Annotated in this window: 12 protein-coding genes; all 12 read right to left on the minus strand. The window is 35.7% G+C overall.

Features of this window, described 5'->3' with window-relative positions:
• Positions 1-44: 44 nt before the first annotated feature.
• Positions 45-740 carry a hypothetical protein gene (locus A2J09_RS10560; RefSeq protein ID WP_012295142.1) on the minus strand — a complete coding sequence of 232 codons (696 nt, stop codon included), beginning with the start codon at positions 738-740 and terminating at the stop codon, positions 45-47.
• Positions 731-2,008 (minus strand): normocyte-binding protein, encoded by a 1,278-nt coding sequence (locus tag A2J09_RS10565; protein ID WP_139015343.1) that lies wholly within the window; start codon positions 2,006-2,008, stop codon positions 731-733. Before A2J09_RS10565 ends, A2J09_RS10560 begins: the two co-directional genes overlap by 10 nt.
• 37 nt (positions 2,009-2,045) lie before the next feature.
• Complete coding sequence (locus A2J09_RS10570) at positions 2,046-3,656, minus strand: serine/threonine protein phosphatase (protein ID WP_227256826.1); 1,611 nt, start codon at positions 3,654-3,656, stop codon at positions 2,046-2,048.
• A 26-nt stretch (positions 3,657-3,682) separates the two neighbouring features.
• Positions 3,683-4,522 carry a PP2C family protein-serine/threonine phosphatase gene (locus A2J09_RS10575; RefSeq protein WP_012295145.1) on the minus strand — a complete coding sequence of 280 codons (840 nt, stop codon included), beginning with the start codon at positions 4,520-4,522 and terminating at the stop codon, positions 3,683-3,685.
• 6 nt (positions 4,523-4,528) lie between these two features.
• A complete protein-coding gene (locus A2J09_RS10580; RefSeq protein WP_031416938.1) occupies positions 4,529-5,056 on the minus strand; it encodes an FHA domain-containing protein in 528 nt (175 codons plus the stop codon).
• A gap of 35 nt (positions 5,057-5,091) precedes the next feature.
• Positions 5,092-5,667, minus strand: a complete 576-nt coding sequence (locus A2J09_RS10585) for an FHA domain-containing protein (protein WP_012295147.1) — start codon at positions 5,665-5,667, stop codon at positions 5,092-5,094.
• A gap of 32 nt (positions 5,668-5,699) precedes the next feature.
• Entirely contained in the window at positions 5,700-6,134 is a 435-nt protein-coding gene (locus A2J09_RS10590) for a J domain-containing protein (RefSeq protein WP_036162110.1), read from the minus strand.
• Between the two features lie 91 nt (positions 6,135-6,225).
• Positions 6,226-6,651 carry a hypothetical protein gene (locus A2J09_RS10595; protein ID WP_012295149.1) on the minus strand — a complete coding sequence of 142 codons (426 nt, stop codon included), beginning with the start codon at positions 6,649-6,651 and terminating at the stop codon, positions 6,226-6,228.
• A 226-nt stretch (positions 6,652-6,877) separates the two neighbouring features.
• Complete coding sequence (locus tag A2J09_RS10600) at positions 6,878-9,046, minus strand: hypothetical protein (protein WP_012295150.1); 2,169 nt, start codon at positions 9,044-9,046, stop codon at positions 6,878-6,880.
• Between the two features lie 575 nt (positions 9,047-9,621).
• On the minus strand, positions 9,622-10,545 hold the full coding sequence (locus A2J09_RS10605) for a serine/threonine protein kinase (RefSeq protein ID WP_012295151.1): 924 nt from the start codon (positions 10,543-10,545) through the stop codon (positions 9,622-9,624).
• Between the two features lie 130 nt (positions 10,546-10,675).
• Positions 10,676-12,139 carry an aminomethyl-transferring glycine dehydrogenase subunit GcvPB gene (gene gcvPB, locus A2J09_RS10610; RefSeq protein ID WP_012295152.1) on the minus strand — a complete coding sequence of 488 codons (1,464 nt, stop codon included), beginning with the start codon at positions 12,137-12,139 and terminating at the stop codon, positions 10,676-10,678.
• Complete coding sequence (gene gcvPA / locus A2J09_RS10615; RefSeq protein WP_012295153.1) at positions 12,132-13,478, minus strand: aminomethyl-transferring glycine dehydrogenase subunit GcvPA; 1,347 nt, start codon at positions 13,476-13,478, stop codon at positions 12,132-12,134. Before gcvPA ends, gcvPB begins: the two co-directional genes overlap by 8 nt.
• Between the last annotated feature and the right edge of the window lie 15 nt (positions 13,479-13,493).

The raw sequence follows: 13,493 nt of genomic DNA on the forward strand, positions 1-13,493 counted from the left end.
TATACGAGTATTTGGTCGTCACCTATAGCCCTCCCTTGCTCTCTTTAATAAAGAGCTATTCGATCTAGCTTCATGGTCTCTTCTACTCCCATAATGCCAAAGTGATATTGCCAATAAACTTCCATATGGTAGCCAACTGGTAGAAAAATCTCTTGAATGAGCTGAACCATTTTACTATTTTTTTCAGTCTTTCTTTGCTGAATGTAAAGAAGTAACTCAGCTTTTTCCTCTGACTTAACGTAAATGAAACAATTTTTAAAAATATTTTTCAGTGTATCTTTGATCAGGTATATTTCCTCGCCTGTTTGATAGAGTCTAAGCATGTTTAATGCAACAATTTCTTGTTCTTTTTTTGAAAAAAGCTTGATATTATCGCGGACCCGATTTCCAAATACATTTGCCTGAATATCCCTCAGGATAAAGCGAATATAAAATTCTTTTTTATTCATACCTTGCATGCGATCAATCTCAGCTAAAAAGTGTAAGGTTATATCTAATAGGCAGTCTCTAAACTCTTTATCTGATGTATGATCAGGATGAAACAGGTCTTTAAAGATTTGAAAATAACGATAATAAGGATTTACTTCAACATGCTGCTCTACTACCTGTGAATTTAATAGCTGTGGACTAAGCTCCATATACGGTGAATAAATTTGAGCCAGGTGAAAGTAAATATCCTTGGTTTGAAAGCCTTCATCTTCTGTTTTTATAAGTAAATCCCAAATATAATTCATAGCCATTTACCCACACATTTATATTCCATAAAATGTCTTTGTATTTCAGCAATCAGGAAGCTTAATACATCATTCGCAATAAAGTCTCTATCTTGTTTAGATATGAATTGCAATAGCATTGTTTTTTTATAACTGTTTCCTTCTTGTCTATCCATTAAAAATGGTTGAATAAGGTTACGACTCCCTATTGTTTCTTGTTCCTCGAAAACATCAATTTTCACTAGTTCAAGCATATCTGCTGCCTTAAAGGAATTTATCAGCCGAATAATTTCTCCTTTTGTAGAAACATTTTGATTATTTTTATAAGAAAGCTTGTGCATAAAATAGTCATTACGACTATTTGAAACTAGTGCAAAATTTAATTTGCCAATTTGCTCTTGCTCCACTTTAGCAATTTTTAGTAATCGCCATTCTCCTGATTGCTCTAGTGGCGAAACAATTGTCAGTTCATGGTCTGAACGTTTGACATACCTAACATTTTCCTCTTCCGTATCAATGACATAGCCATGTTGATTACCTGTTTTTCGTAATGATAAGACATGCTCAAAATTGACTCTATCTATAGCAGGGAAGGGAAAACCACTATTTTTCACCACATGGGGTTGAATATTCCAAAGCGGCACCATGTTTAATCGTTTGTGTTGCTCATATTCCTCTAAATCAATCGACACTTCTTCTATTTCCACATCTTCATGTAACGGTGGGCAGTCTACAACGATGACGTCCAGAAATTTATTAACAAATGGATGATTAATTGTTTTCCAAGGAAGGCCATTTATTTGAAAAATAGAGTATAGCTTTTCGATTTCCCTTAAATACCGATTATTCTTTATGAGGGCAACTTTAATCTCAGCTTGTCCCTCTGACGTCTTTAAACTTCCTCTAAATAATCTTTGCTGTGCAAGTAAATGTTGAATCTCATCCGAATTACACGCTAAAAATAAAGTCATGAGCGTCGTTGGTTCGTCCTTTTTAATGGACCCAAGAAGCTGATCCGTGTAGATTTTTTTCTCCTCTATATCTGTTGGACATATCGGAAATAAACAGTCATGGATGGGATCGACATCCTCCCTTGGAAGCAGTGTTGCGTAGATATCATATTTATTCTCTATATCATCCATTTCATTGAAAATACGCTCCTCAAGCTTGTGGTTCATATCCTCTTGATAGTCGATGAGATTTACAAAGACACCACTTACAATATCCTTTAGTAATTGACGTTGCTCTAAATCTTCTATTTTTCGTATACGTTCGAACATGAGCTCTTTTAACAATTTACTTTCCTTCTTTCATAAACCCAGAATTGGATTGCTAACTTGCATCAGGTGCTTCATCAATTGGTAAGTCTGCGTCGTTTTGGACAGCATTTTCCGGTGCTTGTCCTTGTGGAATAGGATTCAATTTATCATTTACATTCATAATTTTTCTCTCTAGTCCTAAAACCTTTGCCAATAATTCTGTTTCCTGATAGATCTCTTGTGCAAGCGTATAGGATTCTATTGCTTTTGCGTATTCCTGACGGGCATAGCTCTGATCGCCATTTTTTTCTAATCCCTCTGCCTTTAATTCTTTCTGGGCCTTTTCTAATTCTTTTATTTTTTCCTCTGTGTCTTCTATTTTTGTTTTAATTTGTGGCTCGCCAGTAAATGAAATAGCCAGCGCTTTTTTCCTAGCCTTTTGGTAGATTGCTAAAGCACCATTGTAATCCTCAGCCTCAAAGCGAAAATCGGCATCTTTTATGGCGTCAACAATCTCAACGATGGAATCCATATTGTCAATTCTTTGCACTACCTCTTCCTTACCGAATCCATGAATGAGTTTTCCTTCTTTTTTCGCTTTTTCATAGTGTTCCAACGCCTCAGCAAATTTCCCAGTCTCCGATGATTGATCACCATTGATAATAAGTTGTGTCACTCTTAATTTTCTAGCTAGCAAATTTCTATGTATAGGATCTTTCAATTTCTTTGCCGCATTTCGGCCCTCACTATATGAAAGGAGTGCTTCATCATAATTTCCATCCTGAAAATATTGATTGCCGCTCTTTTCATGGTCCTTCATTTCTACTGTCAGCTCAGCAATTTTTTTAGCTTGTTTTGCTTGATAGAAAATAGTGCTACCACCTACAACCAACGCTACTACTAATGCAGCAGCAATCATTTTTATATACTTCATCTTGTTTTTATTTGTTTCCTGATACACTTTATTGACAAAAATCGCAGCAACTGTATAATTTTCTACCACTTTTCTTTGTCTACTTAATAAAATTTCTTCTAATAAATCGGTATATTGTTCTGAATCCTTTACACCTTCAAGTGCATCGGCCATCTCAATCTCACTAACATCTTCCCAGAATCCTGCAGTACAAAGTAATAAGGCATCCCCATCCATGAGTTTCATTTTCTTAGACACAAATGGTTGAAAATTGTTTGGCTTACCCAGATAATTTAGCAAATTCCCTCTTTCTTCATGCTGGCTAATATCTAAGGAGCGATTTCGATTGTTCACAATTTCCTGTGCTAAACTTTGGTCTGTACTTTTGTAGGTTAAGGTGCCATTACGGAAATGGTAGAGTCGTGAATTTCCCGCTACTGCCACAATCATCTTTGAGTAATCTGAAACAACTATGACAACACTAGCCTTCAATCTTACACGTAAACTTTGAGCTTGAAGTATATTTTGCGCATGCTTGAGGTATTTTTTTATACTTCTTCTCGACATAGTTGGTTTTTCCATAAAACGTTCTAAAATTGCCTTTACAGCAAGTTCCGCACTACTAATTTCCTGATCCGCATCTAAGCCCTTTATGGCTACCCAACAAGCAATATCATCGAGTTCTGTATAAGCAAAGTAATCTTTATTTTGCAGAAAGGACCCGGCTTCAGATAAAAAACTAGTTTTAAAGTCACAATTTTCCTTTCTCATAAGTCTCCTCCTTCTCTATTCCCCCGTCACCATATCTTTTCCAATATCAAGATGGTTGCATTGTCTTGATTCTTTAGGCGTTTTTGTTCAACGGCTTTTATAATATTCTGTGCTAAATCATAGGGTGGAGCTTGCTGAGAGAGGATTTTTTCCATTTCAACCTCTGTTAAAGCATCATAGATTCCATCACTAAATAGGCAAACCTTGTCTCCTTTATGTAGTTGAATAGGATTATTTCCTGTATCTAGATTTTTAAAGCCTGCATATCCCAAATAATTTATCAATCGTTTTTTCAAAGGATTTTCCTGCACTTCAAGTTGCGAAATTTCACCCGCAATATAACGTTCCGTTAAAACCGATTCAAAAATATGTTTTTGGTTAATCGCTAAAAATTCACCGTTTCTAAAAATCGTGATAACACTATCACCAACCGCACCCCAATGTAGATAACCATCGTTATCAATAATGGCGGTGACTAATGTTGTTCCTCCATTTGAGCCATTCAAGTTTTCTACAATCATATGATTACTATCTTTAGCTGCTTTCTTTAAAAAGTCCTGTAGATGATTGAGGCTACTAAGCTTTTTAAATTCCTCTATAAATGTTGTCACTGCGATTGTACTGGCCATGCGACCATTGGCTAACCCACTAATCCCATCTGCAAGTACCGCGATTGTGCCTTGCGTCGTCTCAGCGGTTGAGAAATAATCATCCTGTTCATCACGTCTTCCTATTGTTTGACCATTTCCAACGTAAATTTTCCCTTTTTCCATTTTTTGAGCAAGCATGCCTCGTATGATGAGTAAAAAAATAAGTACGACAATAAAAACTAATGCAATTATGTAAGGTACTAGCTTATGATCCATTCGTCATCATTCCTCACTTTGATTGTTTTCCCATTCAAAGTGGACACCACAAAGCGGAATAAATAAGAACATACTTCTCCCTAACTGAATAACATCATAGGCTGCCAATTCAGTTGGTGTATAAACCGCTTCATTATTTAGATAGGCTAGTCCTGATGCATCTCCGGGTAGCAAGTAAAAGTTACGTTTTTTAGGATCATATACAATGACTGCATGATTACGCTTAGAGATTGAATTGTCTCCAGCAATACGAATATGCATGTCTTCTGCTCTACCGATAAAATTCTTTTCCGATAAGATGCGATAATCTCTCCCCATTTGAGGCCCTTCAATACAAACTAACCATCCTGTAACAGGATCAATTCCATCCATTTCTCCTAAGTAAGGCAAGGTTTTATCATCTGCTTCAATGACAGGTGTGGATGGACTATTTTGTCTTTGCTCCTGCTCCACCATGACGTTACAGTATGGGCAAATATTACGGTGTCTCCTTGAACTAAACATGTGACCATTTGTACATCTAATTAAACTCATTGCTAAATCCCCCATCTATGTTACGAATTTTTTCTCTATTTCACCAAAATTCGTGTATTTGCTATGTATATCGTATCTCCATTACCTAGTGGGTATGGAATCTCTTGTTTTAGTCTATTTTTCACTCGCTTATGCGCCTTTTTTAGGCCTACACCATTAACAGAATCAATATCCTCTACATACCAAATACCAGCTACACAGTTGAGTACTGCATGTTCATAATTAACAAGAGATTCATATTCTGTTCCACTTAAATCAATATCTGCCTTATATTCAGCTGAACTTTTTCCTATAAGTAATGAAATTTGATTACCAAGTTCCCATTCATCCACTTCCATCCCACTTGCATTTAGGAGAACAAGCTTAGAAATGTCCTTGTTTGTCATAGTCTGAGTGATTGCGTTTGCCTCGTATTTGAGAGAACCGTAAATAATAGCAAGGATGACCATTACTGTGCCAATAACAAATTTTAAAAGAACCTCCTGATTCATAACAAACACGTATAAAATGAAAAAGAAGGCAATGGTGACAATAATAATATCGATAATTTTTATAAACATTTTTTTTCTTGCATTTTCACTGTAAGCTTCAGTTGAATATTGATCATACATGTATTCACACTTCCTCACTTTATGCCATTTGATTATTTGTTAAAAAAGCGCTCAAATAAATCCGTAGTATCAAGGGGATTTTTCTTCGCATTTTTATGTAGGGTTGAGGACATTTCTTTTGTTTTCGGATTAAAGCCAAAAAAGTGTTCAAAGTTTTTTTCAATATTATTTATATTAAAATCTGGTTTTTTCTCTGAAGATTGATGTCCGTTTGAATGTCTTTCATCCTTTTGCTCAGTTTGCCAGCTTGTCCCTAGATCATCGAGGCGGGCATCATAAGATTCTCTCAATGCTGGATCTTTCAGTACTTTATAGGCCTCTGTAGCTTTTAAGAAAATATCTTCTGAATCTTTGTTTCCTCCGCTTACATCTGGATGGTGCTTTTTGGATAGCTTCCGATAAGCAAGCTTTATTTGATCTTGTGTAGCGTTTCTGCTAACACCTAAAATTTCATAATGTGTTTTCATCATTTCAACCCCAATTTAGGATTATTAAAAATTATCTAAGGAACTAAATAAGTTCCTTAGATAATTAGAAGAGTTTTATCAAGCAACAACCTTAGACAGCGTAGCCGCCCTCGATTTTTGCCAAGTCTGTTTTGTCTTTCTTTTGTTTAATGAATAAGAAGAATTCACCAATACCTTCAGTGTCACCATATCTTTCTGTATAGTCCACAACGAAAGCATTTGGGAAATGAATTTTTCTAACTACTTGATCAGCTGAGATCACTTCAAGTGTCACTTTGCGGTAGCAATCAGCTTTTTCAGCTGGTACTAATGACCATAATCCTAATTTCATCGTATCATCAGAATTATCACCATCAGTGGCAGTTAAAATTTTACCTTTCACTTTTAAAGTTGCCCCAACATCTGTAGAGCGAGCGTTAGAATCATTCGGTGTATCTGTCTCATATTCGACAGTCATAATGCTTTCTAACCCTAATTCAATTGCTTCAGATCCTTCTACTTTTAATACAAAACCCATTTTTAGTTCCTCCTAATTTTGGTTGAATGACTCCCATCTTTTCCGATGAATGAAGTTTAAGCATAGCTATCTCATTTCACAGGGCAGTGTTTTAAAACAAGCTTTATGAAATATGTAATTTTTCATCTGAATGATGTTAGTCGATTCATATTTATGTTAAAAGACTTATGATTCATAAATCTTAAACATACTACGTAAATTTTTAATGATTGAAATAAATAAATTGTTAGGCTTTAACAGCGCTTGTTCCTTTAGTAATCGTGACTTCAAGGTTTTTGACATTCCCATTAAACACAAGATCAATCTGACAAAGACTTGTTTTCTCATCAATGATGTAGCCGATATCGTCTCCATCATGGATAATAGAGTTTACATGGCCTTTATCATTGAGCCACTTACTTTTTTGACTGCTTGGATTATTACTAAAGAAACGAACAATATTTTCATGTTTAAAGTCCCCTGATTGGAAACGAAGGATTCTTTCAATATACGTACTAACTTGAGTTTTGTAGATTGAATCAAACCCATCTTCTTCCATTGCAAGACTTCTTGCTTTATAGACAGTAATACGTCTAATATCTTTATCCTGTAGTTGAGCATTTTCAGAAGAGAATACAAAACCAAAGCTTCTGCTATTAATAGCATCCTTAATATTATTCGTAAAACCGGAAATCTCTTTTGCCATAGTTGTTACTGCTCTTAGTGAATTATCTCCCGCTTCAATATCGAATCGAACTCCTGGATAATTTCGTTTAACATTTTTAAATGATTCCTTTAAATACTCTGGACATTGGTAGGCAGATACGATACCTGCTGCAACATAGCTAGCATCCACATAAACGCCTTCAATCCATAGCTTTAGGATATCTTCTTTCTCCTTCGATAAACGTGCTCCATTTTCAGTAGTATGCATACGCGTATCTATAACGACTCCTGATTTATCTTTCGGAATTATCGTGAAGTTTGGTAAACATGGTATAGCAAACTCACTATAATCCTTTCTAACCAGTACAGAGCATTTATCGATAAGACGATCAATACCAGCTGTTGCAATCCCATTAAAGGTTGTTTCTTCTTCAGCCATAAAGTTAAAGAAAATTTGCACCTTATAATCTTTTATCGTGTCCAAGAGAATGGATAACGATTCCATCGTGTTCCCCTCTTGCTTAGCCACTTTATCGTTTCCTTTGAACCTAGATCGACTTACTTTCATTTTTCCAGATGCTTCAAGTTCAAGGGCTGGTACTATTCCATACCATACTGTATCTGTAAAGTCATTTTTCGAGTTCACAGTGTTTAAGTAAGTACGTAATCTTGGTAGGTTATTACTTTTTACCAGCATATCTAACTTAGTGTTAGTGACAATTAATGAAGGTTGCATACCCTTGTTTTTAGTTGCATATTGATCAAAATACATTTTGATACCTAATAATTTTTCAACTAAAGGTTTAACGGTTTTAACAAATTCATCCTTTGCATCCTTATAGAATTCAAGATATGTATTGTAGTTTTGAACTTCCGTTTCTACATCGAATTCAGCTTTAATCGCTGGAAGCGGCGAAAACGTTCTGACTACTAAATCTTTTACATAAGAAGATGGTGATTCAGTTATCGCTTCGTAATCTTCCTCAAATACAGTACTTAAGCCATAATTACTATTTTCCTCAATGACCATTAATTCAGCGCTATTTGTTTGTGGTGCCTCAATGATTTTCAATTCACCATTGTCACCAATTGTAAGAGTACCTATTTGTAGCTTTTCAGATTCTCCCTCATCTTGACTAGCACCCAATAATAATCTTGTTTTAATATCTTCGATTGCTAATGGTAACATCGCCATCACATTGTTGTAGTTTCTACTTGCTACTTCAAACATAAGATTAAGCTTGTCACCTGTATCTAATTTCTTAGGATCACCTTCATCTAGCTTATCGTATTCACCATACAGGTAATGAATCTCTTTACGCACTTGGCGAATGTCATCCATGACTTTTTTAGGCGAGATCATATCAAGTAAATTTTCAAATTTAAAATCTACATTGGTAATGCCCTGACTTCTTTTTGTATCAATGAGCGTAAATAGCATTTTTAAAAAATCATTATTTTGGTCAATTGCTATTTCAGATATACAATCATCTTGGATTCCTTCTGGTTTTTTTAAGGTATACATGACTTTTTGATTTGCGGCATTGTAAAATGAGTAAACCGTGGGAGAAAACTTATCTAAAAATTCATCGAAACTTTTTACAAGAAGACTTTGATTAATTTCTTTAATTTTTTCATCGCTTAGACTATCAATGTCTTTGACGTCTCCAACGAGCGTAATTAAATCCAATTTCTCAGGATTTATTTCTTCAAAGAGCATTGTTCTGTTTGTTTGACTAATAATCTCCATTCATTTGGCTGCATAATTCTACAGCCATCCCTCCTTTTAAAACGAATTCGAGTAGGCATAAGCATTAGTAAGTAATTAGAACATACGAGCATAATGAGTACAGGGTTGGATATTACAAAACCACATCAAATACTATTGTTTTATGTACTAATTATCACTGTTCTACACATAGTAATATAGAATAATAAAACAAATTGGTTAAAATATACCAACATAATACAAAGCTATGTAGTGAAATTGAAATTAATTTATAAGAATCTCTGTCCAACTTTATGCATCTTTCTTACAAACTTTACTAATGATTAATGTATCACATTGGTAACTATACAATATCTAAAATCAATGTCAATATTTTCTATAGAATATATTGTCACGAAAAACATTTATAAGTATCTTTAGTAAAAATATTACATGGCAATAAATATGATATTTTTATACAATTTATGGCTTTTATAATATTTTTTTATAAAAAAAACAACTTATGGTCTGTTTTACCTTAGGCCATAAGCTGTTTTATGATAAATACTCAATATAGTAAAAATGGATAAATAGTATGAAGCGAATAGTAAATTTGGTCATTTGGAATCAAAAATCTCAAAATAGTTCTTTTTGCATTTGAACTTGTATTCAATAGCAATCATATTTTTAATAAATTTTAGGGAGGAACACCTTTTTTTAGTTTCTATTTGCAGCCCCCACATAATAGTGAATGACATAAAAATACTTACTTTCGGATTATATTTTCTCACATTCGCAATTTTATCCTCAATTAACCTCTGTGAAACATCTACTGGTATTTTATTAGTTAATGCATAGTATAAGGTTGCCATCAAGCTATAAATATCGGTATAGATTCCTTGCTCTCCTTTTATGGAATACTGTTCAAGGGGCGAATAGCCTGGACTAGTAAATATCGGATATTTTGTTAAGGTTCTATAGTATACGGCAGATCCAAAATCTAATAAATGGGGCTGTCCCTTGGCATCAATCATAATATTACTAGGTTTAATATCACGATGTATGATCCCCTTATTATGTAAATAAGTAATTGCATCTATTAAAGGTAAAAATATTTCTTTATAGAGAAGATGTCTCTCACTCAATGCATATCTTTGTATATATTGCTCCAATAGAACTCCTTCATAATAATCTGTAACAAGATAAACGGAGCCATTTTCAAAAAAATGCTGTCTATACTTAACAATATGTTGATGGTTCAATTGCTGGAGCATGCAAGCTTCACTTAGAAATCTCTCCTTTAATTCCTGAAATTTTTCCTTTGTAGAGGGTAAACGATTGATTACTGATTTGTTATCCAAATCTCGTAAAGCAATCTCTAAAGGGTAAAACTCTTTTATAATAATTTCTTCTCCAGTGCTTATGTATTCAGCTATATAAACAAATGATAATTTACTCGTTGCAAGAAGGTGTTTGACTCTGTATGTATTATTTAATAGACTATTCGTTGGTAAACTCAATTCAGACGATGTCGTTTGCATTTTAATCTCCTCCTTTCACAAACCATCTCAAGGGAATTATAACAATTAATTGATTTTTATGTAAATATTATCATTACTTAAAATATTCATATAAAAACCGCTCACCAAAAAAGTGAGCGGTTTTACAATATTAAGCTTTTTGATAGCGCAGCACTGGTGTACGAGCAGCGCGTGTTTCATCAAGACGAGATACGACTGTTGTATGTGGTGCTTCTTGAACGATGGATGGATTTTCTTCTGCTTCTTTCGCAATTTGAATCATCACATCGCAGAATGCATCTAATGTTTCTTTTGATTCTGTTTCTGTTGGCTCAATCATTAACGCTTCTTCCACATTTAATGGGAAGTATGTTGTTGGTGGATGGTAGCCAAAGTCTAACAGACGTTTTGCGATATCTAGTGTACGAACGCCCAATTTCTTTTGGCGATGACCAGATAAAACAAATTCATGTTTACAATGTCGGTTATATGGAAGATCGTAGAATGGCTCTAAACGACGCATCATATAGTTGGCGTTTAATACAGCATATTCCGTAACAGCTTTTAGGCCATCTGGACCCATTGTACGGATGTACGTATAAGCACGCACATTGATACCAAAGTTACCATAGTATGGTTTTACTCGTCCGATAGATTGTGGACGGTTGTAATCGAAATGGTATGCTCCTTCTTCCGTTCTTACAAGGACTGGCTTTGGTAGAAATGGAATTAAATCTGCCTTTACGCCTACTGGACCTGAACCTGGACCACCACCACCGTGTGGACCTGTAAATGTTTTATGCAGATTTAAGTGCACACAGTCAAAGCCCATATCGCCAGGACGTGCTTTACTCATAACAGCATTTAAGTTTGCGCCATCATAGTAAACTTTCCCGCCTACAGAGTGAATAAGCTCTGCCATTTCGATAATGTTTTCTTCAAATAACCCAAGCGTATTCGGGTTTGTTAGCATTAATGCAGCTGTATCAGCACCAACGACTTTACGAAGGTCTTCGATATCAACTAAGCCATTATCATCGGATTTAACAGTGATTGTTTCAAAGCCTGCTACTGTTGCTGAAGCTGGGTTAGTTCCGTGAGCAGAGTCAGGGACGATAACTTTGTTACGATGACCTTCTCCATTTGCTTCATGGAAAGCACGAATCATCATTAATGCTGTCCACTCTCCATGCGCGCCTGCTGCTGGCTGTAATGTCACTTCATCCATCCCAGTAATTTCCACTAACGACGTTTGTAGATCATAAAGGAGCTCCATAGCACCCTGTGCTGTTGATTCATCCTGCAGTGGGTGAACATTGGCAAAGCCAGAAAAACGAGCAACCGCTTCATTAATTTTTGGATTATATTTCATCGTACAAGAGCCAAGTGGGTAGAAGCCAGAGTCTACTCCATGGTTTCTACGAGAAAGTGCTGTGTAGTGACGCATGATATCAAGCTCAGATACTTCAGGTAATTCCGCTGCCTCTGAACGTACTAGATTGGCAGGTAATACATCTGCTAAATCTACTTCAGGTACATCAAGCGCTTCTAAGCTATAGCCAACGCGGCCTTCTTTTGAAATTTCAAAAATGAGTGTTTGATTTTCGTTATGCATGAAGAGCCCCCATTTCTGCAACTAGTGCATCAATTTCTTCTTTTGTGCGTAATTCAGTCACTGCGATTAGCACATGATGTTTAAGAGAGTCATAATTTTGACCTAAAGGATATCCACCGATAATACCTTTTTCAATCAAGCCTTTATTGATTTCCTTCACACATTTATTTGTTTTCACTACGATTTCATTAAAATGTGCACCTTGGAATGCAACTGTAAAGCCTGCTGCTTCAAAGGCATTTTTTGCATAACGTGTTTTCGCAATATTTTGTGTAGCCATCTCTCGAATACCTTGTTTCCCTAGAGCTGTCATCGCTACAGAAGCTGCAAGTGCAAGAAGCGCTTGGTTCGAACAGATATTAGAGGTTGCTTTATCGCGACGGATATGTTGTTCACGCGCTTGAAGGGTTAATACATAACCACGACGACCTTCACCATCGACTGTTTCACCAACAAGACGTCCTGGTACCTTACGCATTAATTTAGTTGTGACTGCAAAGAAACCACAGTGTGGACCACCAAATGCTTCAGAGATACCGAAAACTTGTGCATCACCTACACATATATCAGCACCTAGTTTGCCTGGAGGAGTTAAAATACCTAGGGCAAGTGGGTTAGACGACACAACGAATAAGCTTTTTGCTTCATGCGCGATATCCCCGATTACTTGAATATCCTCAACTTGGCCAAAAAAGTTTGGATATTGAGCAATAACTGCTGCTGTGTTGTCATCAATCAGCTCTTTTAAAGCTGCAATATCTGTCACACCATCTTTATGTGGAATTGTTACGATTTCAATAGATTGACCGTAGGCATATGTAGCCACAACATCACGATATTCTGGGTGTACCGTTTCAGATACTAAAATTTTCTTACGACGTGTATGACCTGCTGCCAACATCCCTGCCTCAGCCAATGCTGTACCGCCATCATACATAGAAGAGTTGGCAAGATCCATACCAGTAAGCTCTGCAATCATTGTTTGGAATTCAAAAATAGCTTGAAGCTCACCTTGTGAGATTTCAGGTTGATAGGGTGTATAAGCTGTATAGAACTCTGAACGAGAAATAACATGATCCACGATTACTGGCTTATAGTGGTTATAAACGCCAGCACCTAAAAATGATACATTCGCATTTGTGTCTTTATTTTTAGCAGCAAGTGCTGTTAACTCTTTCAATAAAGCAGATTCCGATTTCGCTGCTTTGATGTCATAAAGGCCTTTAAAACGTACTTTCTCTGGAATATCCTCGAATAATTCATCAACTGAGGATACACCGATTACGTCTAACATTTCTTTTTGGTCTTGCTCCGTCATTGGTAAATAACGATGTTTCATAAATGTAGGTCCCTC

The sequence above is a fragment of the Lysinibacillus sphaericus genome, assembly GCF_001629735.1.
Classification (GTDB): domain Bacteria; phylum Bacillota; class Bacilli; order Bacillales_A; family Planococcaceae; genus Lysinibacillus; species Lysinibacillus pinottii.